Raw genomic sequence first — 24,173 nt, 5'->3', positions numbered from 1 at the left:
GTCAACGGGATCATTCGCCCCGATGGGCCAGACTCATCAGATAAAGCGCTGCAGCCAGGGCCAGTACGGAAAGGGCCAGGTAGATGGCATCCAAAGGGTTGGCGAAACTGATCCCCACCACCGCGCGGAAGAACTCGATGATCACGGCCAGAATCACCACCCGGGCGATCTTGTCCTTGAGCTGGTCGAGTGACTGGACATTGAAGGGATGCGGGGAATCGCGCTGTTCGGCCAGCTCGAGACGCGACACGAACAACTTGTAGACGCCCGTGCCGAAAATCATCAACACGATGGCGATCAGGTACATGTCCACCGCGACGATGACGTCTGTGACCACGGTATCGTGGATGTCCTCGCTGCCTCCCGCCACGTAATACACCCACGCATCGATCACCACCTCGAGAATGTCGAGGGTGGCGATGATGAACAGCGCCAATGCCCCCAACAGACTCGGTACCACCGCCAACAGCACCATGAACCGCGAGTACCAAAGAAATCGCTCGAAGCCTTCCTCCAGTCTTGTTTGCTTCCGTGATAGCGGATCGGAAGGATCCTGCTTTCGACTGTGTGGCATAAGCTCCCCGTCCATGATCCCCCACGTCACCGTCTGCGCCATTCAGAAGTGCGTGTTGTCCGGCCGTGAAAGGTTGTTGATTTTAGTCTTGCCTAATAGCTTTAGCAGAAAATTACGACAGCCGCGCAGCATCGGATACAACAACCGCGCACGTTTTGCCGAGCGGAAGGCCCAGAAATTCAGGCGATTGAAAACACTGGAACGACTACTCAACAGTGCCAGGACATGAATGGCATCGTCGCCGTAGTAAAGCCGACCATCCATCTTCAACACCATCCCCTGGTCGATATCGAGCCCGGCTTCGGTAATCTCGTCCATCACCTCGGTGTCTTCGCGAGCGTCGACCAAGATGAGCGAGCCCACGGACTCTCGCAGGCGCACCAATCGACAATAATGATCACAGAACGGACACTGCTTATCGTAGATCAGCATGATCTCTTGTCTGGACATCGGCCAAGAACTCCCTGAGAGATGCATTTGAGCCGACATGGTATCGCATCATGCCGCGGGCTTATCATCGTCAAGAATGCCACGCTTGGAGGAAAAGGCTATTAGGAAGACAGACGAGAAACGTCCATGAACAAGCACTACCAGCCACCCACCACGCTGACGGGGCGCACTCTGCATTTCACCTTCCGCGTGCTGGCGGCTTTCCTGCGCAATCGCGGCATCCTGCTGGCAGGCGGGCTAGGCTACAACATCCTGCTGTCGATCGTGCCGCTCTTCGCCCTCACCTGTGTGCTCCTGACCCACGTGGTCGACGAACACCAGTTGCTCTCGGTAATGGCAATTCAGGCACGGCACCTGGCACCGGCGCACGCTGACCTGTTGCTCGACGCGGTTCGCACCGTGCTGGAAACCCGCGATGTGATCGGTTTGGTCGGCACCCTCGTGCTGCTGGTATTCAGCTCGTTCGCCTTTCGCATGCTCGAAGACGCCATGGCGATCATCTTCCATCAACCCGACGACCCGGCCAGGCGTAGTATCTGGGTGTCGGCGCTGCTGCCCTATCTCTTCATGCTGGTACTGGCAACGGGGCTACTGACGCTGACGCTGCTGGTGTCGCTGGCCGGCGCCGCCAATGAGTTGGTCATCACGATCACTGGACGCAGCCTGCCCTTCGCCGGCGCCTCGACGGCGCTTCTCAACCTGATGAGTTTCATTGGCATGTTCGTGCTGTTCAGTGCCGTCTACAAGGTGTTGCCAGTCGTGAAGATCTCGTTGTGGCGCGCGCTGGTGGGAGGCTTCGTGGCAGCTCTCATGTGGGAGGTAGTACGGCTATTGCTGGTGGTCTATTTCGCCCATGTTTCCTTCGTCAACGCCGTCTACGGCTCGTTGGCGACCATCATCATCGTGCTGTTGAGTCTGGAAACCGGCGCCATCATCCTGTTGCTGGGCGGCCAGGTGATCGCCGAACTGGAACGCAACGCCCGAGCCGGTTTGCCCTGGTACATCGACCCACGACGCCAGCCGGTTACCCACGTCGACTAAGGAGTTGCCAAAGCGCCATCACCCCCCTTCCGCTGACCATGCCAAGCACGTAGATCACTATCAGCAATAGCGCCAATGGCAGCGACAAGCTCCAGACCAGAAAGTTGACTTCCACGACACGGATGTTCTGTACGAACAGAATCGCCACGACAAGGGCGATAACGATCTTAAGTCCCAGATAGACCTTGTCCATCGCTTGCTCTCCTTTCCCCATCGAGTCCCAAGAGGCGGTCAGGGCTGGTCAGAACAGATTGAACGCTACCACGGTGACAGTCGCATACGTCACCACCAAAGCCAGCAGGGCCATCAAGCCATCCTTGGCGATCAGTGCCAGACCGAAGCCCGTCAGTGCCAGGCCCGCACCATTGGCCGTAAACGGCACCAACTCCATGGGCGGCATGGCCAAGGCAATCAAGGCACACGAAACAGCGATAACCGATACGCCGACCTCGCCCATGAACAGGGAGAGTCTGGCTTGCAGCAGGCGATCGATATGGTGTGCAGGCTTGCGTAACCAGTCGATGGCCTTGTCCAGCGACTGGCGTGATACCGAACGCTCGAGCAGCCAGTTGGGCAGCCAGAAGTGCTCTCGACGCAACAGCAATTGCACGGCAACCAGCAATACCATGCTGGCCATCAAAGTTGGAATGCCGGGAATGTCGCCAATGACCGGCGCCAGTGTCACCAATCCGGCTAACAACAAGAGCGGGCCGAACGAACGCCGCCCCACGGCATCGAAAAGATCGCCCAACGAGACACGGTCCCCATCATGCTCGATCTGCCGCAGGCACTCGATGAGCTGGCCCAGGCTATCAGGTTGATGGTCCTCGCTCACACCCATCATTCCTCGACTGCGACTGGACATCCAGTTTGGCACGAATGAAATCCTGGTGACTGACGTACAACAACTCGGCCAGCCGCCGGATGCGATGTTCCTCGAGCGGATCGAGCTCGCCATCGGCATAAGCCAGGGACCACATCAGGCGCACCAGTTCCGCCCGCTCGTCATAACCGTAATGGGCCTTGATCAAGCTGACGAACTGGTAGTGATCGACCGCCTCCTCGACCTCCTGGCTCGCCAGATCCATCAACTCCTGCACGGCCTTGCCGCTCAGTTGGTAGCGACGCGACAGCATTTCCCTGAGTGTCGCCAGTTCGTCCTCGCCGGTCCGATAGTCGGCACGCACCACCTCACACAGCAGTGCGGCAGTGGCTAGCTCCAGCGTCAGCGTGCGGTCCGCACTGGCGTCGGGATTGGCCAGTGTCTGACTGAAAAACCGTTGTATGGCATCGAGCATCGACCGTGATCTCCTTATACATTCACCCGCATCCGACACTGCTCCCCGCATGACGGTTCACTGGCACGGGATACAACACGTCTCGAGGACGTTACTACAAGCCAGCCAGTTCCTGATTTGCAAGTAACGCGCACTGCCCATATACCATAGAAGCAAGAGGCATTGACGACGTTCCCGTCAACCGTATCTGGAGGCGATGCATGAACACGAACCGGACGCATGAGTCCCCGGACACCGTAACCGCGACGCTCATCTTCATGATCAAGGATGACATCAAGCCCTATATACACACCGAGGCACTGACCGGTGCCAGTGAACCGCACTACTTTGCCAAGCTGGAGGAGCGCGAGGTCACGATACACGATGGCCGCCCCCTGGCAGCGAACCTGTCGCTGGACAAACAAGGTTTCGAACTTCACAAACGGGATACGGCGGTTGCCGATCTCCACGACGACAAAGCGGTCAAGCGCGACTACTATCCCGAAGTCGAGGCGCTGATCAAGGAAGCGACCGGTGCCCAACGCGTGGTCATCTTCGATCACACACGGCGCACCGACGCCCCTGAGCGCAGTATCCGCGGTCCCGCCAGTCGCGTGCATAACGACTATACCGAGCGCTCCGGGCCACAACGCATCCGTGACGTACTGGGTGAGGCGGAAGCCGAAGCCGTCAAGGATATTCCCGTTGCCCAGATCAACCTCTGGCGCCCGATTCGCGGGCCGGTAAAACGCTCTCCCCTGGCGCTGTTGAACGCCGCGTCACTCGGCGCCGGCGATCTGCTTGCCACCGACATGATCTATCCCAACCGGACCGGGGAAATCTATCATCTCGCCTATAACCCCAACCATCGTTGGTATTATTTCCCCGACATGCGCCGCGAGGAAGTATTGCTGATCAAGGGCTATGACTCACGCCGTGACGGCAGGGCTCGCTTTACGCCGCATACTGCCTTCCACGACCCGAACACTCCCGACGCAGCTCCCCCGCGCGAGAGCATCGAGATTCGTGCCTTGGCATTCTTCGGCTAAGGTCAGGCGCCCGCCCCCCAGTGATGCCTCTTCTCCTGGGGGGTGACCTTATCAATGACCACTTCCGGGTGATGGCGATGGATAGCCGAATAGATCTCGCGCTCACGGTCGTTGGGCACATCCACCATCATCAGGAAGGCACCTTTGTTGATCTCACGCTCGAACTTGTCGACCTTCACGTCGTGGACCGACACCCCGATCATGGTACTCGTCCAGACGCCGAACAAACCACCGAACACTCCCATGCCGACGGTGAGTGCGACGACACCCACGCTACCGGTGGCTTCACCAAGGATGGCGTAAACCAGCAGCCCCAACACGCCGCCAAGGGGAACACCGTACTTGAGTCCACGCATCGCGGCATTGACGACATCCGATGTCTGCCGCAAGGTGGCATTGTTGACGCCCCGCTCTTCGAGATGTTTCCAGTCCCTGCCCATGACATGCACTTCGTCCTTCGTCAGGTTCAGGTCGCTCAACTCGTGGGCGATGTTGACCGTCGTATCCAAATCAGGGCTCAGGAAATACAACCGTTGCATGTGACGCCCTCCCATGACGCAGCGGGGGCATCGACGTGACAAGGCCAATCCTTACTGTCAGAACGTTCCCTTCTCCGTTACAAGCCTTGCGACGTAGCGATGTCCCAAACCGCTTGACGAGCAGCCAGTCGTCTCGAACTGGCGCAAGAAGGTACTCTTTACCAAGGTTGTCGATATTCTCTCTGTCAGCAAGTATCGATTACCATTTCATCATTCCCGACGCCGCTTGATCTGATCGCGAATTTGCGTCGGGACCTTCTTGATGATCAGCCGATCGCGTTCCTCGTCGTATTCGACTCCCGAACCCAGCAGGTGCGAGTCGAAACTGATCGAGACACCACCTGCACGACCGGCAAAACGCCGAAACTGATGGAGAATCCGCTTGTCCGGAGGAATCTCGGCGGACAATCCGTAATCCTGATGGCGGATATAGTTGTAGAAGGCCTTGGGTTGCTGCTCATCGATCAGTTCTGACAACTCATCCAACGTGATCGGCTCCCCACGACGTGCCTGGTCGTTGGCGTAGTCGACCAGCGCATCGGTTTTCTCGCGAGCCTGCTCTTCGGCAAGTTCCTCGCTCTCGACGTAATCACTGAAAGCCTTCAGCAACGTCCGCGTTTCACTCGTGGCATCAATGCCTTCGCGACATCCCAACCATTCGCCGAACCGCTCGGAAAGCTGCTTACCACCGCGATCCTTGATGAATGACAGGTACTGTTGGGAAGGAGAGTCATCACGCCACTGCGTCAGGTTGATACGCGCCGCCAACGTCAGTTGCCCAAGATTCAGCTGCGGTGCAGCAACCGCTTCCAACGCTTCGTTGATGCCCACCCCTTCGCGCTGGTGCAACAGCGCCATGGTCAAATACTGGACATCGCCTTGCTGGTAATGAGCAATCAGCAGATAGCCACCCACCGACAACTGATCATCGATCAGCGCTATGAAACCTTCCGCTAGCCGGTGCGAAAAGACCACGAAGTCACTCGCATTCTCCACATAGGCCGTCAACCATTCGACAAAAGAACCGGCCTCGGTATCCGCGAAATGCCCCCAGGCCTTGGGCTTGGTGTTGTAGCGATCATTGATGGCAGCCAGCAAGCTGCCCATGGCTTCCGAATTGGCCGGCTCGGCCTCGGCCAGCCGCAATACGGCCGACTGTTCGTCGGAAGTTTTGTCGATGCGGTGAACGATACTATGCAGAATCGGCATGGACGCCTCTTGGCTCGATAAGGAACAGTGGCAACGCGGCCGCGAGGCGTCATGGTAACGGATAATGAGGTTTATCGCGGCCCAGTGACATCATCTTCCGGTGGGAGCGCAGATTTTCTGCGCGATCCGGCCATCAGGCCGGCATTCACTGTGGAACCGAACTCATCGCGCAGCGGAGCTGCGCTCCCACGACAGTCCTTTTAACACCCTTGTGGCATTACCCTAAGGTGGGAGCGCAGATTTTCTGCGCGATCCGGCCGTCAGGCCGGTCTATGGCTTAAGCCGATAGCCAGTCTTGAATATCCAACTCACCACCGCCAGGCAGATCCCCAGGAACAGCAGGATCATGAACAGGCTTGCCCCCACGCTCACGTCGCTGATCCCGTAGAAGCTCCAGCGGAAGCCGCTGACCAGATAAAGCACCGGGTTGAACAGAGTCACGGCCTGCCAGAACGGCGGCAACATGTCGATGGAATAGAAGCTGCCACCGAGGAAGGTCAGCGGCGTAATCACCAGCAGCGGTACGAGTTGCAGCTTCTCGAAGCCATCGGCCCAGATCCCGATGATGAAGCCCAACAGGCTGAAGGTCACTGCGGTGAGCACCAGGAACAGCAGCATCCAGAAGGGATGGGCCACCGACAGCGGCACGAAAAAGCCGGCCGTGGCCAGGATGATCAAGCCCAGCACAAGCGACTTGGTTGCCGCCGCCCCCACATAGCCCACCACGATCTCGAAATACGATACCGGGGCCGACAGCAGTTCATAGATGGTTCCCGTGAACTTGGGGAAGAAAATGCCGAAGGAAGCGTTGGAAACGCTTTGGGTCAGCAGCATCAGCATGATCAAGCCCGGAACCAGGAAAGCGCCGTAGCTGACGCCTTCGATCTCGGCGATGCGTGTGCCGATCGCTGCTCCGAAGACGACGAAATACAACGACGTGGAAATCACCGGCGACACCACGCTCTGCAACAAGGTGCGCCAGGCACGGGCCATTTCGAACGTGTAGATTGCGCGAACGGCGTAAAGATTCATCGGCGCTCCCTCACCAGACTGACGAAAATTTCCTCCAGCGAACTTTGTTTGGTGTGGAGGTCCTTGAAGCGAATGCCCGCTGCATCCAGGTCACTTAGCAAGGCGGCGATGCCAGAAGCCTCGTCACCCCCCTCATCATGGTCGCCGACGAGATTGGCGTCGTAGTGATAGATCAGTTCCTTGCCGCCGGCCGCCAATTCGAGGCGATAGCCCGCAAGCCGTTCCGGAACCGTCTCGAGCGGATGCCGAAGGTGCAGCGTCAACTGCTTGCTGCCGAGTTTGCGCATCAACTCCCGCTTTTCCTCCACCAGGATGATCTCACCGTGGTTGATCACCCCGATGCGGTCGGCCATCTCTTCAGCCTCCTCGATGTAATGGGTGGTGAGAATGATGGTGACTCCACTGTCACGTAGCCGGCGCACCACTTCCCACATCTCGCGTCGCAGCTCTACATCTACACCCGCGGTGGGCTCGTCGAGAAACAGGATCTTCGGTTCGTGAGACAGCGCCTTGGCGATCAACACGCGCCGCTTCATGCCGCCCGAAAGCGTGATCAGCTTGTTGTTGCGCTTGTCCCACAGCGTCAGCGACTTGAGCACCCGTTCGATATGCTCCGGATCAGGTGGCTTGCCGAATAGTCCGCGGCTGAAGCTGACCGTAGCCCATACCGTCTCGAAGGCCTCGTTGGTCAGCTCTTGAGGCACCAGGCCAATACGCGAGCGAGCTTCCCGATAGTCGCTGACGATATCGAAGCCATCGGCCAATACGCGTCCTTCACTAGCATTGACCAGCCCACAGATGATGCTGATCAGCGTTGTCTTGCCCGCTCCATTGGGACCGAGCAGCGCGAAGATCTCGCCGCGACGGATCTCCAGATCGATATTCTTGAGGGCATGGAAGCCGGAAGCGTAGGTCTTGGAAAGGTTCTCCACCACAACGACCGGTGGCACGACCGTCCGTTCCGGCTCTCGTTCCGCACGCCGTAGCGGCGCTTCGATATTACTGGTCATCGTTACCTTGTCCCTGGGGGTTGCCGACCGAGGCTAGCTAGCGTAAAACCTCAAGCAAGCTTGAGGTCAAGATGAGAGGGATGACAATGTCGAGAATCGATCCCAGTCGTCTACATAAGGAACTCAGTGTAGGCGAAGTGGCGAAACGCAGCGGCCTTGCCGTCTCGGCCATCCACTTCTACGAGGCCAAGGGATTGATCAAAAGCCGCCGCAATGCCGGCAACCAGCGGCGCTATACCCGCGACGTACTGCGGCGCGTGGCCATCATCAAGGTCGCCCAACGCACCGGCATTCCCCTGGCCTCGATCCGCGATGCGCTGCAAACGCTCCCAGACGAGCGTACCCCGAATAGCGACGACTGGCGCCAGCTATCGGCGCAGTGGAAGGCGGACCTGGACGACCGTATCGCACGATTGACCAAGCTCCGCGACCAGCTCAGCGGCTGTATCGGTTGCGGCTGCCTATCGCTCGATGACTGTCCGTTGCGCAACCCCTGGGACGAACTGTCCGAGGAAGGTCCAGGGCCGCGGCTGCTCGATCCGGAATGACGCCGGCCGTACACGGAACTCATTCGACCAGGCGTGCCCGACCGATGGTGTTGGCATCGGTCCCGAACCAGAAACTCCGACTTTCGGCATCGAAAACCATGTGGCGCACCGTACCACCGCCACTGCCGATCTCGACTGGCTCGCTGAAGGTTTCGGTTTCCGGATCGAAGCCCACGAAACGGTTGGGCATCACACCGGTTTCCACGAACCACGGGCGCCCTCTATCGTCCGAGGCCATCGCATAGGGCCTTGAATCAGCGGCTGCCGGTGCTCGCCACTCGTCGATGTCACCGCTATCAGGGTCCAGACGCCCCAGATAGCCACCGGCATAATCCACGTACCAGACGGAGCCGTCGTCGGTCACCGCCAGACGCCTGGGCCTAGCCCCTTCTCGTGGCAGTTCGATCTCTTTCACTTCACCGTCGTTCACCGTCGCCAGCTTGTGGGTGCCGAATAGGGTTGCCCAAGGGCGACCGTCGCTGCCCACGACCATGGCATAGGGGTACGCTCCCAGAGTCGGAACCTCGTGCAACGTCACTTCCCTGCTGGCAGTGTCCAGAAAGCCAAGCTGATTGCCCCTGGCTACGGTAAACCAGATATCCCCCTGCTGAGTGAAATCCATGGTGTGTACATCTCCGGGTTCCGGCAGCATGATCTTCTCGATGTCTCCGCTAGCGGGATCCAACCACCCGATATGCCGTGCACGGTTGCCGGAATACCAGACACCGCGCTCGTCGGCGATAACATTATGCGGCCCGGTTCCCGCCTCGAGATCGTAACGCTGGAAATCGCTGCCCTGGGGATCGAGAGTCGCGACATAGTCGCCTTGCTGGCCGACGAACCAGACCCGTCCCCGGCCGGCAACCCACGGGTCGCGCGGCCGCGATGCCTCCCAGGGCACACGCCACTCAGTGATCTCGAGCTCGCCCCAGGAGTCCGCGTGCGAGGTCCCCGGCATGGCCAGCAGGCCACCGGCCAGCAACGCCACTGCCCAGGACGCCATGCCTTTCATTACTTCCCCCTTCATCGCAACCAGGCCATGGTGTGACACCATGGCCCGACGATGCATGACAGCAATGGCTATTCGAGCTGAATCTTGCCGTCGAACTCGACCTTCAGGTTGAGCCCGTCGACCTCGAGGGTCATGACGGCGGGAAAACTCTCCGTCCCCTCAAGGGTCCCTGCCTCCACTGCTTTGTCCACGGCATGCTCGATCTCGCGCTGGGAACTGACGCCGACGTGTTTCAGGAACTTGCGGATACTGAGGTTGAAGGTTTCTTCGTTCATCTGAGCCTCCGAGTTCTGTCGCTGGCCAGTCTCGACATGGCCGAAAGCGCCCCTTGATCGACTATGGAGGCCATGAGCGATATCTCTCACCATGGCAGGCAACTTCTCGGCACCCCCAGTATAGGTCACGCCAGTTCCGTTGCCGTGATCCAACATTCTTTGTGAAACCCAACTCATCGCGCAGCGGAGCTGCGCTCCCACGACAGTCCTCCCATAGCAATCCCGTGAACATCTTTCTTCAGTGGGAGCGCAGATTTTCTGCGCGATCCGGCCGTTAGGCCAGCCAAGGGCTATCTGAAAAGTCGGAGAGCAAGAATTATTCCAGTACTCCCGAAGCGGCGACAGCAGCGCCAACCGCTGCCAGTGCCGATTCGGCCTGCTCCTCCTCCAGACTACCGCGGGCGCAGGCAACGATGATCACCCCTCGCGCGGGCTCTCTCGGGTCGCGGTTGGCAATTCCGGCATCGCATGCCCGACGATGCTGGGTGCCAGTCTTGTGGGCGAAGCTCAATCCCGACGGCAACCCCGCCTTGAGCCGCTGCTCGCCGGTAGTGACTCGACGCAGCATCGCCAGCAGATACGCCGTGTATTCGGACGACAATACCCGCCCTTCGGCCAGTGCTTCGAGCAGCCGACCATAGGCGCTCAGCCAGCCGGCATTGAGATGCGAGGTATAGTAGGCAGCGAAAGCCCTATCCAGATCGTCGACTCTCAGCTCATGCCGGGGCAGTCCCAGCAGTTTGCGGAAGACCTCGACGCGCCGTTCATCGTCATCAGCCTTGTACAAGGTAATGAACACCATGCCATCGAGTTCGAGGGCACGCGGATGCAGGTAACGGTATATATGACGGCGCACATCAATCAGGGTGGTGATGGGGCCAAGCCCTTCCGGCACCACTGCCTGAGTCAGGCGGTTGACCTCTTCGAGGCCGACATGCCGCATTAACATGTCGGCAGCGGTATTGTCGCTGGCGGTCAACATCTGTTCGAGCAGGAAGTCGATGCGCAAGTCGCTGCCCGGCTCTTGCCAGTTGGTCGCCCCCGCTCCATCCACATAATCGGACACTTCCAGTCGCAGGGTGGAATCCAGTGCCAACTCGCCCCGTTCAACCTGGCGCAGCAGGGCCATCGCCACCGCTACCTTGACCAACGAGGCCAGGTACCACACCTCGTCAGCGCGCAACGAGAACGTCTCGCCGCTGTCCATTTCCTTCACATACACGCCCAGTTCGCCGGGGAAATCGGCGTCGAGTATCGCCAGACGTTCGCGCAAGTCGGCGCGCCAATCGGATGGGTCCGCCGATGCGGTGGCAGTCACGGCAAACCACAGCATCGAGACCAAGCCGACACGTCGCCACACCATCATCATGACTTGACCTTGATCCAGGTGGTCAACCGAATCCACAGCCCCGTAACCACGATCAACGCCAGGCTGATCCCTAGCACCTGCGGATAACTGAAGACCTGCCACATCTCGAACAGGTAGCGCATGACCAGGAAGATCGCCACGATATGGAAGATGAAGGCCTTGAGCGCATCCGTGCCAACCAACGTGATCGGTCGCAGCCAGCTTGCCAGACGCTCGCCACCCAACAGGGCTAGAGCCAGGATCACCAACGCCCCACCGACGCTGAACAGCATGAACATCAGCTCCGGCGGGTGCTTGCCGACATTGCGCGCCACCGCCATCAACTGCTCGCCCAGTGCCGGTGCCGCCAGCGCGAAGAACGTCAGCAACAGTACACCTCCGGCACCAGCCAGCATTTTCACCAGCCGCCACCGCAGATCGGGCTTCCAGTAACAGCGCAACACCGCTTCGCCGATCAGCAAACCCACCAACACCAACGGCCCGCGACTCAACTGCCCCCAGGTGTAATGATCGTCGTGTTCGATCAGCAGGGCCTGGAGCGGCTCGTTGTCGCCGAAAACGCTATAGCGCCCCAACAGGTATGCCAGCAGAGCCATCAGTACCGGACTGGCCAAACGGCCCCATAGCGGTGCGCGTTTCCATACCGGCAGGATCAGCGGCACCCAGAGCAAGGCAATGGCATAGAAGCCAAGGATCTCCACCCAGATCGGGAAGCGCCGATAGAGCAGCGTATCGACGATATCCTGCGGCTGATAGAGCGGCAGCATCTCGACGACGGTCAGGATCTTGTACCAGAACAGCACCACCAACGCGCGCAACCACAGCTTCATGCGCCGCCGCGGCCAGTCCTCGGCATCCGCATGCGGCAGGAAAGCCACCGCCAGGGCGATACCGAACACCAGAATGAACAACGACGACGAGAACTTGGTGATCAGGTGGATGGGTACCATCCCCCAGTCGGGCACCTGGCGAATGCCTAGCAACCCCGAAACGCCATGGCTCAGGATCATCAGTCCAATGGCGATCCCGCGAGCCAGATCGATGGCTTCGATTCGCCCACCGCCGGTCGGCAAATAAGGACGCGCCCGAAGTGCCGCCCGAAGGCGATCGCTACGTCCCGCTTGCTGCTTTGCCATGCCATCTTTTCCCTGCCTTGCCATGTCAGGCACTGTCTGTCCTCGTCAAGCGGCACCTGACACTGCAATAGGCAGATCCGGGGCGCGTCCTGTCTCAAGTGATATCAGGAAGGAATTATGCCTAGAGAGTGTTATGGGTACCGTCACACAACGGTGGCGTCGAGGTCTGCTTGCAACCACAGAAATACACGGTGCCGTCCTTCTCCGCCTTGTAGACCACCGGCCTGAGATCGGTGGTCTTGTGAGAGCCATCGCAGTATGGCTGGCTCCCGCTACGCCCACAGGCACACCAGGTATAGCGTTTCCCTGCTTCGACCTTGACGGCGTAGGGACCCTTTTGTGCCACGAGCGCTTCGCTCATATAAACCTCTCATCACCATTTCGGGAATTCTCATATCAGCGTAGCCGAATACCTCTTGCCATCAGGCGCCTTGGGGGATTTCAGCGCCGCAACCGGGCAAGCTCGCTTCATCGAACTTACCCTACCATCATGAACACAAACATTTATTCGATGTTCCCTTCACACAAAGGATGGTGATTCGATGACCTCCCAAGACCTGATTCAAGCCTATTACGCGGCTTTCAACGCTGGCGACATGGATGCTTTCCTCGCGCTGCTCGACGACGAGGTCGTTCATGACATCAACCAGGGCGAACGCCAGGTCGGCAAGGGCGCCTTTGCCGACTTCATGGCCCATATGAACCGCTGCTACCGGGAACGGTTGAGCGACATGGTGATCATGGTCAACGACGACGGCAGCCGTGGCGCCGCCGAGTTCGTGGTCCATGGCGAATACCTGGCCACCGACGAGGGCCTGCCTGAAGCCGAGGGGCAGACTTATGAACTGCCTGCCGGTGCTTTCTTCGAGATCCGCCAGGGCAAGGTGGCTCGTGTCACTAACTACTACAATCTCAACGACTGGATCGCCCAAGTCGTGGGCCAGGAAGGGCCTCCTACCGTGTAAAGAAATTGTGCTGGCCCCTCTCCTTCTTTCCGCGTCGTCCGTCTACTCTTGAATTAGGGAAGCGCTGAATAAGCCGCGCAGGCATTTATTCAGCGCTTCCCGGAGGTCATGTAGCGGTACGCGCTGGGAGAAGTAGAGATGGGCGCATTCGAATATCCAACGCACCAGAGCACCGATCTCTCAGCACAAGAGGCATATCGTCCTCCACAGCCTACCTCGGCTCGTGCCAAACCCCACTGGCGGCTAAAAGTCGTAATACCTTGGGTATTGCTGTCGCTGGCCGCCGTCCTGTCTTCCCTGTTGGTAGCCGAGGCGCGCACATCGCGGCTGCAGGCCAAGGAACTGTCGCGTTATGCCAGCACCCTGACATTCTCGCTCGAACCTGGGCCCAGCAACCAGATCGTCTTCCCGCAACACGGCCCTTTCGACACCCGCCTTGGCTATACATTGCTACCTGCGCTGCAGCAACGACTCACGCACCGGGATTACCTCGTCGAGCACCAGGCCCAGTTCTCCTCGTCGCTGCTTGACTATGCCCAACGTGGCTTCTTCGTTCCCTATCAAGAAAAGACCCGGGCCGGCCTGACCATCGCCGAGTGTCGTGGTGAGCCACTCTACGAATTCCGCCACCCACAGCGACATTACCCACATTTCGATGCGATTCCTCCCCTAGTGCTGCAAACATTGCTGTTCATCGAGAATCGCGAACTGCTCGACGACACCCACCCTTTCGCCAACCCCGCGGTGGACTGGCCACGCTTCGCCAAGGCCGCGATGTCCCAGGTGGGCAAGGCATTGGACATGCAGGAACAATCCACCGGCGGCAGTACCCTGGCCACCCAAGTGGAAAAGTATCGCCACTCGCCCAGCGGCCTGACGGTTTCGGCAATGGAAAAGCTGCGCCAGATGATCTCGGCCAGCGTGCGCAGTTACCAGCAAGGCCCGCAGACTATAGGGGCACGCCGTGACGTTGCCCTGGAATATCTCAACACGGTTCCGCTTTCGGCAGCTCCTGGCTATGGAGAAGTCCATGGTCTCGGCGATGGCCTGTGGGTCTGGTACGGCGCCGACTTCGACACCGTCAACCGCCTGTTGGTCCCGGCCTTCAATGATGACAGCACGATAGCGGCACAAGGGTTGGCTTTGAGACAGGTGGTATCGCTGATGATCGCCCAACGCCGCCCTTCCTATTACCTGTCACAGGGTCGTCAGTCCCTGGAGCAGCTCACCGACAGCTATCTGCGCCTGTTGGTCGAAGCAGGGGTAATCGACACCGCCCTACGCGATGCTGCGTTGTCCCAAGCCCTCGGGTTCCGCCACTTCCCCCAGGATCCGGCACGTATCCATATCGAGAGCGACAAGGGCATCCAGGTGGCACGCAGCCGGCTTGCCAGTCTGATGGGACTTTCCTACTATGATCTCGACCGGCTCGATCTCTCAGCCACCACCACGCTGCATGGCGACCTGCAACGGCAGGTATCCGACTATCTGCAGCGCCTGGCCGACCCGGAATTCGCCAACGAAATCGGATTGTTCGGCGAGCGCCTGTTGTCCCCGGAAAAAACCGGCGAGGTACGCTACAGCTTTACCCTGTTCGAGCGTGGCAACGAGGGCTTCCAGGTTCGGGTGCAGACCGACAATACCAACCAACCGTTCGACATCAACGAAGGCAGTAAACTGGAGCTCGGCTCGACCGCCAAACTGCGGGTGCTCGCCACCTACCTGGAAGTGATCGCCGAGTTGCACCAGCGCTACGCAGCGGAATCGGCCGACGCCCTACGCCAAGTCGAGATCGACCGTCAGGATACGCTCAGCCGCTGGGCACTGGACTACTTGATCGCCAATCCCGAGCGCGACCTGACCGCCATGCTGCACGCCGCCATGGAACGTCGTTACTCGGCGAGCCCACACGAAGCCTTCTTCACCGGCGGCGGCCGCCATACTTTCAGTAATTTCCGGCGCGAGGACAACGGCCGCTACCCAACCCTCAACGACGCCCTGCGCGAATCGATCAACCTGGCCTTCGTGCGCCTGCTGCGCGACATCGTGCGTTACACCACTTACCAGAACGTCAACCGCACCCAGTTGCTCGAAGACGACAATGACCCACGCCGCGTGGAGTACCTGCGCCGCTTCGCCGACCGCGAAGGGCGCGTCTTCCTGCTGCGTTTCTGGCGCAAGTACCAGGACAAGGACAACCCGCAACGCCTCGACACCTTCCTCGATGGCCTGCGCACTACCCCGGCACGGCTGGCTGCGGTGCATCGCTATCTGATACCGGAAGCTGACCTCGACACCTTCTCAGCCTTTCTTGACGAGCGCCTGCCAGGAGCGTCGCTCAGCGACAAACGTATCGACGATCTCTATCACAGCTACGGCCCCGGTGCCTACGACCTCTCCGACCAGGGTTACATCGCCCGAGTGCACCCGCTGGAACTGTGGTTGCTCGGTTACCTGCTCGATAATCCCGATGCCAGCTTCCATGACGCCGTGGCCGCCAGCCACGACGAACGCCAGGAAGTCTATGGCTGGCTGTTCAAGACACGTCACCGCAGCGCTCGTGACATCCGCATTCGCACCATGCTGGAAGTCGAGGCCTTCCTGGATATCCACCAGCGCTGGAAGCGTCTGGGCTACCCCTTCGAGCACCTGGTACCGTCGCTGGCCACCGCCATCGGCAGTTCCGGCGACCGACCCGCGGCTCTGGCCGAACTGATGGGCATCATTCTCAACGACGGCGTACGCCTGCCCACACAACGCATCGACACCCTGCAGTTCGCCGCTGGCACCCCCTACGAAACACACTTCGTTCGTACGCCCACGAACGGCGAACGCGTGATGGCTCCGGAAGTTGCCGCTGTGCTGCGTGAAGCGCTGTCGCAGGTGGTGGAAGGTGGAACCGCTCGACGCCTGCAGGGCAGCTTTACCCTGGAGGATGGCACGCCGTTGACCTTGGGCGGCAAGACCGGCACCGGTGATAACCGTATCGAAACCGTGACCCGCTTCGGTCATGTCATCGACTCTCGAGCCCTCAACCGCACCGCCACCTTCGTGTTCTACCTTGGCGAGCATCACTTCGGTACGCTCACCGCCTATGTGGCCGGCAGCCAGTCGGACAACTTCCGCTTCACTTCCGCCCTGCCGGTCCAGGTGCTCAAGGGCATGGAGCCCATCTTGCGGCCGTACCTGCAACCCGGCGGTCAAAGCCTCTGCCGTCCATCCTCTCCCGTCTTGCAGGTCGCCGGCGGTTGATCGGGAGCTTTCGCGAACGGGCGGCATCCGCCACGCACTCCAACTATCATTATGGGTAAGCGTGGGCGCCGCCCAAGCGATGGAAAGTGCCGCAAGGACGCCTCGCTGCTAACCATACCGGCCCTTATGGCCGTAGGAGGACGTGTCATGGCCATGGCAATGACAATGCGGGAGTACCTCAGGTCGCAAGACATCGACTTCGAAGAGGTCAAGCACCCCCGCGAAGTGACCGCCAACCGCATTGCCCAGCAAGCACACATCACCGGCAACCAACTGGCCAAGGCGATACTGCTGCATGGCGATTCCGGCTACCGGGTTGCTGTATTACCCGGCAGTTGTGAAGCGGATTTGGGCATGCTGTCGAACATGCTCCACGAGCGCATTGAGCTGGCATCGGAAGACGAGATCCGGCAGAGCTTCGAAGACTGCGATCCAGGCGCCTTGACCCCCGTGGGCCAGGCTTATGGCCTGCAGGTCTTCGTCGATGACGAACTACGCCAGCAGTCGGATATCTACTTCGAAGCCGGTGACCACGAAACCCTGATCCACATGAGTGGGCGGGAGTTCGATCGCTTGATGCGCGAAGCCGGGCATGGCCACTTCAGCCGCCACGTATAAGCCGAACGGGTGGGCACAACACACTTCCGTCGCCGGCTGGGAGCATGCTCCATTGGCGAGCCCCGCCTTATCGCACAGCCCCCTCGATTGCTCGTGTCGTAGGGGGCTGTTATTATAATAAATAATTGTTTTTAAATAATTTTGCCTTCATGAAGTATCTACTGAAATTATTCCCGGAAATTACCATCAAATCGCGATCGGTACGCAAGGAGATGGTACGTTGCCTGCGCGCCAACGTTCGCAACACCCTGTACCGTTACGATGCCGGGGTGCATGTGGCGGGCAAATGGGATGCACTGGAAGTGCAACCCAGTACCGACCTGCCGGCGGATCGCCTGGCCACGATCGAAGCGATGATGACCCGCATTCCCGGGATTCATGAAGTGCTGACCATCGAGGATCGGCAGTTCCACTCCTTCGAAGACACGACCGAACAGCTCCTGCCATTGTGGGTACCGTACATCGCCCACAAAAGCTTTTGCGTGCGCGTAAAACGTCGTGGCGAGCATGAGTTCCGCTCCGACGACCTCGAACGCCATTTGGGCGCTGCCCTGGTGTCCGCCGCTCCCGGGGCTCGCGTCGACCTGGAACACCCCGATGTCGTGGTATCGCTCGAACTCAAGGGCAAGCGGCTGCTGTTGATCACCCAACGACGCCCGGGTTTGGGCGGCTACCCCCTAGGTACTCAAGGGTCCGCCTTGGCGCTGATCTCGGGCGGATTCGACTCGCCGGTGGCCGCCTACCGCATGATTCGCCGTGGCATCAAGACCCATTTCCTGTTCTTCAACCTGGGCGGCCCCGCTCACGAAGCCGGCGTACGCGAGGTCACCCACCATCTGTGGCAACGCTACAGCACCTCGCATCATGTGGACTTCATTTCCGTGCCTTTCGAAGGCGTGGTCAACGAGATCCTCACCAAGATCCCCGACGGACTGATGGGGGTGGTGCTCAAACGCATGATGATGCGCGCCGCGGACAAGATCGCTGCAAAGGGTCGGATCCCGGCGCTGGTCACCGGCGATGCCATCGCCCAGGTCTCGAGCCAGAGCCTGACCAACCTGAGCCTGATCGACAGCCTCGCCGAGCGCCCGATCCTGCGCCCGCTGGTAGCCAGCGACAAGCAGGACATCATCGCCGAAGCCCGCCGCATCGGCACTGCCGAATTCGCCGAGCGCATGCCTGAATACTGCGGTGTGACGTCCCGCCGCCCCAACACCCGCGCTCGCCGCGACCGGGTGGAAACCGCGGAAGCCGAGTTCGACTTCGAGGTGCTGGATCGCGCCATCGACCAGGCCAGCAAGACCCGGGTGAACAAGCTGATCGAAACCGCGCCGGTGCTCGCCGAGGTCAAGGTCGTCGATTCGCCGGAAGCCCTGGCCGCCCAGCCGGACTGCAGCGTGATCGATATCCGTCACCCCAGCGAGCGCGACGAGGCACCTCTGCGGATACCCAACAAGGTCGAACTGCTGGAAATCCCCTTCTACGAGTTGCAGGAAGAAGCCAAGACGCTGCCCAGCGACCGTCATTATCTGCTCTACTGCGATCAGGGTGTGATGAGCAAGATGCAGGCGCTGCATCTCGCCGACCAGGGGCTGACCAATTTTGGTGTATATCGGGGGGAAGAGCAGGAGGTGGCCGTCTAGGGCTACTTTCCACGCTTGCTCTCGGCAAAAAACGGGCGCCACATGGGCGCCCGCGCTATCGTTGGGTCATTGGAAGCGGTCGTGACCGAACACCAGATCGTCGCCCGAAGCAGTGGAATGACAGGCAATACATCCCTGCTCCATTCCCTTGGCGACTCTACCGGCCAATGGCCTGCCTTCCGGGTTCGTGTCAAGGCTACCGTCCGGCAAATACTTGGCCCAGAACCAGTCATTGTTGTCCGGATCATAACCTTCGCGTTGGAACATTACGGTCACGGACCCCAGGTACTGATCGGGATCGTTCCAGACGGCCTCCCTGGATACGCCCTCACCGCCATAGTTGCGCTTGACGATCACCGGCCCTGTGGTGCCTTCTACTGTGATCTCCCCATCCATGGTGTCGAGAATGGCGCCATGCGGATGCTGCCCCGTATAAGGGGCAGACATGGTGCGTTTTTCACCCACCAGGTTGGTGTCTTTCATGGTTTCCCACAATGCTTCGGCGTAAGCGATATCTTCCTCGCCACCAAAGGGCGGCTGTGCCCATGCCATTAGACTGGTCGCAATAAGCCCAATGCCGATAGACCCCAGAAGCGTTGTTTTCATGGTTACCTCCTCCTTCCGTGTCGTTGGCGGCTTTCAAGCTCCATTTCTTTAGTTGCGGGTATCGTCGCGACCTTACACTCCTTCGCTATGCGAGATGCCGACATGGAGGTGCATCCGTGAGCTCCTGCGAGTCAGCGGATCCCTGGGTCTTGCGAAAGGGCAAAGGTATACCGGCGATACCCGGGACCGGCGATGGCCACCTCCTCGTGCTCGAACCAGGGACTGGCCAGCGGGGGAGTCAACAACCTAGCCTGCCATGCGATCTCGAAACTCTCGGTGTCCAGTACGGTAACCAGACGCTCCCTATCAGCCACTGCGATCCTGCCATCGCCCACATGAGGTGGGCGTAGCGGCCCCTGACCCAATTGCTGCCGGTATCGCAACTCTCCCGTCGTCTGATCGAGGACCTGAAGAACGCCGTCGAACCGCCCCAGATAGATGAAGCGGTCATCCACCGCCGGGCTGGTGCTTACCCTGTCATCATGAAAACGCCAGCGGATGCTGCCGTCGGTAGGGTTCAAGGCCAGCAATTCGCCGGCGAAGGTCGTCACGTACACCAGAGTCTTGCCGGCGATGGGCCGATAAACGAGTTCCTGTTGAAGGGCTATCTCCCATACGCTGGTTCCAGTCACCGGCTCCAAGGCCCATAACCTGGCATCCTGCCCTCCGGTGATGAGAACGCCGTCCTGAACGGCTGGCGGATAGACCCAGCCGTCGAACTGGCGTGTCCAACGTACCTCTCCGCTCGGCAGGTCGAGAGCGCGCAGGCGACCGTCCCGTCCGGCTATGAAGGCCAGGTTGTCGGCCACGCTCGGCGAGAACACGACTTCGTCGGTGAACCGCCGCCATATCACTTCACCGCTCTCTGGTGACAACGCCACGAGTCCGGAGCTGGTGCCGGCAAGCAGCCAACCGGCCGCGATGACCGGTTCGAACGTCTGTTCTCCCGTCAGCGCCGTCCATACCGTTTCACCGGTCCGGCGATCGATTCGGGCAATGCCCTCATGGGAGACGAAGACGGCATGCTCGGAGAGCAGGGGGTTACTAGGGTACAGAGTGCCCCCGCTCACCGCAGAGGAGCCAACCACCATCAGGACTCCACACACCAAGGCGACCGCGAACTTGAACATGCCCCCTCCGCCATTGGTCGCTATCATTCTGTCCGCGGCTAGTCGCTCGGGCCATCCACGAGGCCGGAAGTCATGAGCCCCGAGCCGCCAATCCCGTAAAGCAGGCTAGCAACGAGGTAGGTTTCTCGCTAACTCGATTAAGTCGTGGCGCCTTTCCCGAACCTTACACCTGAACCACATGGCGACGCCGCTGCTAGTGATCAAATGGGTTTGACGTTGCGGTTGATGCGAAACACGTTCTGCGGATCCCAGCGAGTCTTGATCTCGGCGAGCCGCTGGAGGGCCGAGCCAAGCGCCGCCTCGATACGCTCCTGCCCTTCGTCCTCGGTCAGGAAGTTGATGTAGGTACCTCCGGTGGAAAACGCCTTCATGTCGTGCCACGCATTGCGCGCCCATTCGATGTTCGCCTGGTCGTCGTCCGGCTGCTCCCATGAGCCCGCCACGTTGAACACGTAGCGCGCGTCGCGGTTGCCGACAGGCGAGTGGTCGTAGTCGAGTTGGTTCAAGGCACCGCTCATCTGGAACAGTATCACCGACGAATGTGGCGAACGGACATTTGCCGCGTGCTCGATCGCCTTCTCACAGAATGCCGGCTCGATACTCGACAGGTACTCGCTTTTCCAGTAGTAACGCCGCCCCTTGGGTTGGGTCGCATCGAGCAGTGTCTGCAACTGAGCATAAGGACGGCGCACGAGCACATCGCCAATGGGGGCGCCAAACGACTTGATCGGTGCCACCACCTTCTCGCCTTCATCCGGATCCCCACTGTAGCAGGCAAGCAGTGCCACGACCGGCGTGCCATGCCGTTCCGGCGGCAGCCAAGGCGCGGGCGGTGCCCTGCGCATGAGCGCCACCAGGGTGAGTTCGGGCGGCGCCTGCTCGGCGAGCGTCCGATACAGCTCGAGCACGCCGGCGGCCTCGCTGGCAGGCCAGGCCACGAGGCCGCCGACTACCTCGGGGCCAACGTCATGGAGCCTGTAGTCGAAGCCGGTCACGACCCCGAAGTTGCCGCCACCGCCGCACAGGCCCCAGAACAGATCCGCATACTCATCGCGGCTTGCATGTACCAGCCGGCCATCGGCGGTCACCACATCCATCCCCGTCACGTTGTCCGCGGTCCACCCCCAGCGTCGCGTCAGATAGCCAAACCCACCGCCCAGGGTGAGGCCGGCAATACCGGTGGTCGATATGAAACCGAGTACGGCAGCGAGCCCATGCACTTGGGTTTCACGATCCACATCACCAAGGATGCACCCGGCCTGCGCATGGGCAATCCGTCTCTCGCGGTCGACCCACACGCCGCGCATCAGCGACAGATCGAGCATCAGCGCCCCGTCGGCCGCGGCCAGTCCGGCGATGTTATGTCCCCCGCCCTTGATACACAGCAGCAGGTTGTGTTCGCGTGCAAAGCGCACGCACGCCATTACATCAGCCGTGCCAAGGCAGCGCGCGACAACGGCCGGCTTTCTGTCGATCATTGCGTTCCACAGGCTACGTGACTCCTCATAGCCTGCGTCACCTGGCATATACAGCAGCCCCTGTAACTGCATTTTCAAACCATTGACCGTCTCCGGTTTCAAGTCGATATCGAGGCCATCCAATGTTTTCGCTTTCATGGTCAAGGCTCCTCTCGAAGGCCCCCTCTCAAGTGGCGACGGCTTCGCATGCGTGTCCCTGCAACGGGTGTCTAGCCACTCGGGGGAAGTGATATAGTCAACGGTAGCAGCGTTGTTCGATGGCCATGAATTCACCATCTGTACCGCCCTCGCGCTGCGCATGACACTCTCTCTCGCGGTGCCGGTGCGATAGCGATTCCGGTAGCGATTAGGGAGGAGACACAATGGCTGATTGGGGATATGGGCAATTCTGCCCGGTGGCCATGGCCTCGGAGGTGCTGGGAACCCGCTGGACCATCCTGGTCGTGCGCGAGCTCCTGTGCGGAAGTCACCGTTTCAACGACTTACGCCGGGGATTACCCCACATCTCACCCGCCTTGCTATCGAAACGGCTACGCGAGCTGGAAGCGCTGGGAGTCGTGAGACGCCAGGCCGATCCCAATACCGGCACGCCACTCTACGAGCTCACCGAAGCCGGTGAAGAACTTCGCCCCGTGATCATGTCGATGGGAAGCTGGGGGCAGCGCTGGCTGGAGTCGCAGCTCTCCATGAAGAACCTCGACCCATCGCTGCTGATGTGGGACATGCGACGCAACCTGAACCCCACACCACTGCCACGACACAGGGTTACGATTCAGTTTTTGTACCACGATGTGACGCGTGGTCAGGCGAAGTGGTGGCTTGTCATCGACAATACGTCCGAAGAAGGCTCGGTCGACCTCTGCAAGAAGGATCCCGGCCACGATGTCGATCTGTACGTGGTCTGCGATCTGCGTAGCATGACTGCCATCTGGATGGGCCTGATGACCGTGCGGGAGGCCATCGACAGTGGCAGGCTCAAGCTGACCGGCGACCGAAAACTGCAGGCCAGCATTCAAACCTGGCTGGGACTGAGCGCCTTCGCTGCGGAAACCAAGCAGGTAAGTGCCTGAACCGGTACCGTCAATGGGATGCCGACAAAACTTTCGGCCATATTCCGTCGCCCGCATGGCCGAGCGAGCGGGGCTGAAGGCCCGCGCCTTCAACCCCGAGGTTCCTCCTACTGCTGCAAGGTCGCAGACTGGGTCAGGATGCAGTCGTTGGGGCCTGGTTCGCCATCGGCGAGCGCGGTGTCGGGGAAGCTATCGGGGAACGGCGAGTCATCGCTGCAGCCACCCCGGTAGGTGTGCATCATCCCCGGCATCAGCTCGGCGACAAGCGGGCCGTGGTCGTTGACGACGAAGTGGTGCTCGGCGCCCCACAGGTTGGTGAACTCCTGATCAGGCAGCCAGCCCCCTTCGATCGGACCGGGCGTGAAGTGGGCACTGAAGGTTGCCTTGCCGTCGTCGGTGGCGACGTTGCCGTCGGCGTAGCTAACCTGCGCCTCGGCGGGGTTGCCATCGGCGAGGACGTCTCCAGCGGTGCAAGGTTCGGGGTACGCCTCGCAGGCCTCGGGGTTATTCACTACGACCCACCACAGCGTGTAGACATGCCCCGGCTCAAGGCCAGCCGCCTCGAAGTGGACGGAGCTGCCCCACTCGGTGGTGTACAACGTGGCCCCCGCGCCGGCGACCTCGCCTTCGTTGCCCGACTGAGCATGCCACTTCACCGCGGCGGTATGCTGGGCGTGCTCCTTGTCCTTATCGCCTGCCTGCACCTGGGGAGGCAGGATAAAGGCGGCGGCTACCACGGTTGCTGCCAGAACGCCTACAGGACCGAGCCGCGGAACGACTGCCTGCGGCATCCCGGTGCCACGATGCGCCAGGGTGTTGCGGATCATCTCGTACATGGTTGACCTCCTTGAGTTGCGGGCATTGCCACTTCAAGGCCCTCTCAACTCGAC

At 60.2% G+C, this 24,173-nt stretch carries 26 protein-coding genes; 8 read left to right on the top strand and 18 right to left on the bottom strand.

Features of this window, described 5'->3' with window-relative positions; genetic code table 11:
• Positions 1-10 precede the first annotated feature (10 nt).
• Together IE093_RS00260 and IE093_RS00255 are read right to left on the bottom strand one after the other, a co-directional pair.
• Positions 11-574 carry a YqhA family protein gene (locus tag IE093_RS00260; protein WP_189464726.1) on the bottom strand — a complete coding sequence of 188 codons (564 nt, stop codon included), beginning with the start codon at positions 572-574 and terminating at the stop codon, positions 11-13.
• A gap of 42 nt (positions 575-616) precedes the next feature.
• Positions 617-1,024, bottom strand: a complete 408-nt coding sequence (locus IE093_RS00255) for a DCC1-like thiol-disulfide oxidoreductase family protein (protein WP_189464724.1) — start codon at positions 1,022-1,024, stop codon at positions 617-619.
• Positions 1,025-1,150: 126 nt separating this feature from the next.
• On the opposite strand from IE093_RS00255, the gene IE093_RS00250 reads away from it, so the two are divergent.
• A complete protein-coding gene (locus tag IE093_RS00250; RefSeq protein WP_189464723.1) occupies positions 1,151-2,065 on the top strand; it encodes a YihY/virulence factor BrkB family protein in 915 nt (304 codons plus the stop codon).
• Here the strand turns inward: IE093_RS00250 and IE093_RS00245 are convergent.
• The 3 genes from IE093_RS00245 to IE093_RS00235 are packed head-to-tail and all read right to left on the bottom strand — an operon-like array spanning position 2,049 to position 3,363.
• The gene (locus tag IE093_RS00245) at positions 2,049-2,258 is read right to left on the bottom strand and encodes a lipopolysaccharide assembly protein LapA domain-containing protein (protein WP_189464720.1); all 210 of its coding nucleotides are present in this window, start codon (positions 2,256-2,258) and stop codon (positions 2,049-2,051) included. The genes IE093_RS00250 and IE093_RS00245 overlap by 17 nt on opposite strands.
• Positions 2,259-2,306: 48 nt before the next feature.
• The gene (locus tag IE093_RS00240; RefSeq protein ID WP_189465806.1) at positions 2,307-2,906 is read right to left on the bottom strand and encodes an exopolysaccharide biosynthesis protein; all 600 of its coding nucleotides are present in this window, start codon (positions 2,904-2,906) and stop codon (positions 2,307-2,309) included.
• Positions 2,878-3,363: a tellurite resistance TerB family protein gene (locus IE093_RS00235; protein WP_189464717.1), complete on the bottom strand. Its 486-nt coding sequence runs from the start codon at positions 3,361-3,363 to the stop codon at positions 2,878-2,880. Before IE093_RS00235 ends, IE093_RS00240 begins: the two co-directional genes overlap by 29 nt.
• Before the next feature lie 200 nt (positions 3,364-3,563).
• On the opposite strand from IE093_RS00235, the gene IE093_RS00230 reads away from it, so the two are divergent.
• Positions 3,564-4,391, top strand: coding sequence for a CmcJ/NvfI family oxidoreductase (locus IE093_RS00230; RefSeq protein WP_229803114.1), 828 nt, complete (start codon positions 3,564-3,566; stop codon positions 4,389-4,391).
• A 2-nt stretch (positions 4,392-4,393) separates the two neighbouring features.
• On the opposite strand, the gene IE093_RS00225 is transcribed toward IE093_RS00230, so the two are convergent.
• From IE093_RS00225 to IE093_RS00210, 4 genes are all read right to left on the bottom strand, one after another.
• Positions 4,394-4,930, bottom strand: coding sequence for a DUF1269 domain-containing protein (locus IE093_RS00225; RefSeq protein WP_189464715.1), 537 nt, complete (start codon positions 4,928-4,930; stop codon positions 4,394-4,396).
• Between the two features lie 210 nt (positions 4,931-5,140).
• Positions 5,141-6,139: a nucleoid-associated protein YejK gene (yejK, locus tag IE093_RS00220; protein ID WP_189464713.1), complete on the bottom strand. Its 999-nt coding sequence runs from the start codon at positions 6,137-6,139 to the stop codon at positions 5,141-5,143.
• 270 nt (positions 6,140-6,409) lie between these two features.
• A complete protein-coding gene (locus IE093_RS00215) occupies positions 6,410-7,171 on the bottom strand; it encodes an ABC transporter permease (RefSeq protein WP_189464711.1) in 762 nt (253 codons plus the stop codon).
• Positions 7,168-8,181, bottom strand: a complete 1,014-nt coding sequence (locus IE093_RS00210) for an ABC transporter ATP-binding protein (RefSeq protein WP_229803112.1) — start codon at positions 8,179-8,181, stop codon at positions 7,168-7,170. The genes IE093_RS00215 and IE093_RS00210 overlap by 4 nt, the downstream gene beginning before the upstream one ends.
• A gap of 86 nt (positions 8,182-8,267) precedes the next feature.
• On the opposite strand from IE093_RS00210, the gene soxR reads away from it, so the two are divergent.
• A complete protein-coding gene (soxR, locus tag IE093_RS00205; RefSeq protein WP_189464709.1) occupies positions 8,268-8,729 on the top strand; it encodes a redox-sensitive transcriptional activator SoxR in 462 nt (153 codons plus the stop codon).
• Positions 8,730-8,748: 19 nt separating this feature from the next.
• On the opposite strand, the gene IE093_RS00200 is transcribed toward soxR, so the two are convergent.
• The 5 genes from IE093_RS00200 to IE093_RS00180 form a co-directional block, all read right to left on the bottom strand.
• Positions 8,749-9,741 carry a Vgb family protein gene (locus tag IE093_RS00200; RefSeq protein ID WP_189464707.1) on the bottom strand — a complete coding sequence of 331 codons (993 nt, stop codon included), beginning with the start codon at positions 9,739-9,741 and terminating at the stop codon, positions 8,749-8,751.
• Positions 9,742-9,809: 68 nt separating this feature from the next.
• Positions 9,810-10,016 (bottom strand): DUF6494 family protein, encoded by a 207-nt coding sequence (locus IE093_RS00195; protein ID WP_189464705.1) that lies wholly within the window; start codon positions 10,014-10,016, stop codon positions 9,810-9,812.
• A 316-nt stretch (positions 10,017-10,332) separates the two neighbouring features.
• Positions 10,333-11,385, bottom strand: coding sequence for a serine hydrolase (locus IE093_RS00190; protein WP_189464704.1), 1,053 nt, complete (start codon positions 11,383-11,385; stop codon positions 10,333-10,335).
• Entirely contained in the window at positions 11,382-12,521 is a 1,140-nt protein-coding gene (locus tag IE093_RS00185; RefSeq protein WP_189464702.1) for a heparan-alpha-glucosaminide N-acetyltransferase domain-containing protein, read from the bottom strand. Before IE093_RS00185 ends, IE093_RS00190 begins: the two co-directional genes overlap by 4 nt.
• Positions 12,522-12,642: 121 nt before the next feature.
• Positions 12,643-12,882, bottom strand: a complete 240-nt coding sequence (locus IE093_RS00180; RefSeq protein ID WP_189464700.1) for a CDGSH iron-sulfur domain-containing protein — start codon at positions 12,880-12,882, stop codon at positions 12,643-12,645.
• A 181-nt stretch (positions 12,883-13,063) separates the two neighbouring features.
• On the opposite strand from IE093_RS00180, the gene IE093_RS00175 reads away from it, so the two are divergent.
• The 4 genes from IE093_RS00175 (at position 13,064) to thiI (ending at position 18,999) form a co-directional block, all read left to right on the top strand.
• Positions 13,064-13,486 (top strand): nuclear transport factor 2 family protein, encoded by a 423-nt coding sequence (locus IE093_RS00175; protein ID WP_189464698.1) that lies wholly within the window; start codon positions 13,064-13,066, stop codon positions 13,484-13,486.
• Positions 13,487-13,624: 138 nt separating this feature from the next.
• Entirely contained in the window at positions 13,625-16,738 is a 3,114-nt protein-coding gene (locus IE093_RS00170) for a transglycosylase domain-containing protein (RefSeq protein WP_189464695.1), read from the top strand.
• A gap of 147 nt (positions 16,739-16,885) precedes the next feature.
• Positions 16,886-17,356: an aminoacyl-tRNA deacylase gene (locus tag IE093_RS00165; protein ID WP_189464693.1), complete on the top strand. Its 471-nt coding sequence runs from the start codon at positions 16,886-16,888 to the stop codon at positions 17,354-17,356.
• Between the two features lie 149 nt (positions 17,357-17,505).
• The gene (thiI, locus tag IE093_RS00160; RefSeq protein WP_189464691.1) at positions 17,506-18,999 is read left to right on the top strand and encodes a tRNA uracil 4-sulfurtransferase ThiI; all 1,494 of its coding nucleotides are present in this window, start codon (positions 17,506-17,508) and stop codon (positions 18,997-18,999) included.
• Between the two features lie 66 nt (positions 19,000-19,065).
• On the opposite strand, the gene IE093_RS00155 is transcribed toward thiI, so the two are convergent.
• The 3 genes from IE093_RS00155 to IE093_RS00145 all read right to left on the bottom strand — a co-directional run bounded on the left by IE093_RS00155 (position 19,066) and on the right by IE093_RS00145 (position 22,351).
• Positions 19,066-19,605: a cytochrome P460 family protein gene (locus tag IE093_RS00155; RefSeq protein WP_189464689.1), complete on the bottom strand. Its 540-nt coding sequence runs from the start codon at positions 19,603-19,605 to the stop codon at positions 19,066-19,068.
• A gap of 131 nt (positions 19,606-19,736) precedes the next feature.
• A complete protein-coding gene (locus tag IE093_RS00150; RefSeq protein ID WP_189464688.1) occupies positions 19,737-20,735 on the bottom strand; it encodes an outer membrane protein assembly factor BamB family protein in 999 nt (332 codons plus the stop codon).
• 200 nt (positions 20,736-20,935) lie between these two features.
• Complete coding sequence (locus tag IE093_RS00145; protein WP_189464686.1) at positions 20,936-22,351, bottom strand: FAD-binding oxidoreductase; 1,416 nt, start codon at positions 22,349-22,351, stop codon at positions 20,936-20,938.
• 224 nt (positions 22,352-22,575) lie between these two features.
• Between IE093_RS00145 and IE093_RS00140 the strand changes: the two genes are divergently transcribed.
• Positions 22,576-23,283: a winged helix-turn-helix transcriptional regulator gene (locus tag IE093_RS00140; RefSeq protein WP_189464684.1), complete on the top strand. Its 708-nt coding sequence runs from the start codon at positions 22,576-22,578 to the stop codon at positions 23,281-23,283.
• Between the two features lie 107 nt (positions 23,284-23,390).
• On the opposite strand, the gene IE093_RS00135 is transcribed toward IE093_RS00140, so the two are convergent.
• Positions 23,391-24,119 (bottom strand): hypothetical protein, encoded by a 729-nt coding sequence (locus tag IE093_RS00135; RefSeq protein ID WP_189464682.1) that lies wholly within the window; start codon positions 24,117-24,119, stop codon positions 23,391-23,393.
• Positions 24,120-24,173 lie beyond the last annotated feature (54 nt).

The organism is Litchfieldella qijiaojingensis (assembly GCF_014651875.1).
Taxonomy (GTDB): domain Bacteria; phylum Pseudomonadota; class Gammaproteobacteria; order Pseudomonadales; family Halomonadaceae; genus Litchfieldella; species Litchfieldella qijiaojingensis.
The sequence above is the reverse complement of the archived record's forward strand: the minus strand, read 5'-3'. Positions and strand labels throughout refer to the sequence as shown.

Coding starts and splice junctions, on each gene's coding strand:
- thiI (WP_189464691.1), top strand. CDS start 17,506: ATGAAGTATCTACTGAAATTATTCCCGGAAATTACCATCAAATCGCGA.
- IE093_RS00175 (WP_189464698.1), top strand. CDS start 13,064: ATGACCTCCCAAGACCTGATTCAAGCCTATTACGCGGCTTTCAACGCT.
- IE093_RS00185 (WP_189464702.1), bottom strand. CDS start 12,521: ATGGCAAAGCAGCAAGCGGGACGTAGCGATCGCCTTCGGGCGGCACTT.
- IE093_RS00190 (WP_189464704.1), bottom strand. CDS start 11,385: ATGATGATGGTGTGGCGACGTGTCGGCTTGGTCTCGATGCTGTGGTTT.
- IE093_RS00260 (WP_189464726.1), bottom strand. CDS start 574: ATGCCACACAGTCGAAAGCAGGATCCTTCCGATCCGCTATCACGGAAG.
- IE093_RS00230 (WP_229803114.1), top strand. CDS start 3,564: ATGAACACGAACCGGACGCATGAGTCCCCGGACACCGTAACCGCGACG.
- IE093_RS00165 (WP_189464693.1), top strand. CDS start 16,886: ATGGCCATGGCAATGACAATGCGGGAGTACCTCAGGTCGCAAGACATC.
- IE093_RS00195 (WP_189464705.1), bottom strand. CDS start 10,016: ATGAACGAAGAAACCTTCAACCTCAGTATCCGCAAGTTCCTGAAACAC.
- IE093_RS00145 (WP_189464686.1), bottom strand. CDS start 22,351: ATGAAAGCGAAAACATTGGATGGCCTCGATATCGACTTGAAACCGGAG.
- IE093_RS00235 (WP_189464717.1), bottom strand. CDS start 3,363: ATGCTCGATGCCATACAACGGTTTTTCAGTCAGACACTGGCCAATCCC.
- soxR (WP_189464709.1), top strand. CDS start 8,268: ATGTCGAGAATCGATCCCAGTCGTCTACATAAGGAACTCAGTGTAGGC.
- IE093_RS00250 (WP_189464723.1), top strand. CDS start 1,151: ATGAACAAGCACTACCAGCCACCCACCACGCTGACGGGGCGCACTCTG.
- IE093_RS00200 (WP_189464707.1), bottom strand. CDS start 9,741: ATGAAAGGCATGGCGTCCTGGGCAGTGGCGTTGCTGGCCGGTGGCCTG.
- IE093_RS00135 (WP_189464682.1), bottom strand. CDS start 24,119: ATGTACGAGATGATCCGCAACACCCTGGCGCATCGTGGCACCGGGATG.
- yejK (WP_189464713.1), bottom strand. CDS start 6,139: ATGCCGATTCTGCATAGTATCGTTCACCGCATCGACAAAACTTCCGAC.
- IE093_RS00155 (WP_189464689.1), bottom strand. CDS start 19,605: ATGAAAACAACGCTTCTGGGGTCTATCGGCATTGGGCTTATTGCGACC.
- IE093_RS00170 (WP_189464695.1), top strand. CDS start 13,625: ATGGGCGCATTCGAATATCCAACGCACCAGAGCACCGATCTCTCAGCA.
- IE093_RS00245 (WP_189464720.1), bottom strand. CDS start 2,258: ATGGACAAGGTCTATCTGGGACTTAAGATCGTTATCGCCCTTGTCGTG.
- IE093_RS00225 (WP_189464715.1), bottom strand. CDS start 4,930: ATGCAACGGTTGTATTTCCTGAGCCCTGATTTGGATACGACGGTCAAC.
- IE093_RS00240 (WP_189465806.1), bottom strand. CDS start 2,906: ATGGGTGTGAGCGAGGACCATCAACCTGATAGCCTGGGCCAGCTCATC.
- IE093_RS00150 (WP_189464688.1), bottom strand. CDS start 20,735: ATGTTCAAGTTCGCGGTCGCCTTGGTGTGTGGAGTCCTGATGGTGGTT.
- IE093_RS00255 (WP_189464724.1), bottom strand. CDS start 1,024: ATGTCCAGACAAGAGATCATGCTGATCTACGATAAGCAGTGTCCGTTC.
- IE093_RS00215 (WP_189464711.1), bottom strand. CDS start 7,171: ATGAATCTTTACGCCGTTCGCGCAATCTACACGTTCGAAATGGCCCGT.
- IE093_RS00140 (WP_189464684.1), top strand. CDS start 22,576: ATGGCTGATTGGGGATATGGGCAATTCTGCCCGGTGGCCATGGCCTCG.
- IE093_RS00180 (WP_189464700.1), bottom strand. CDS start 12,882: ATGAGCGAAGCGCTCGTGGCACAAAAGGGTCCCTACGCCGTCAAGGTC.
- IE093_RS00210 (WP_229803112.1), bottom strand. CDS start 8,181: ATGACCAGTAATATCGAAGCGCCGCTACGGCGTGCGGAACGAGAGCCG.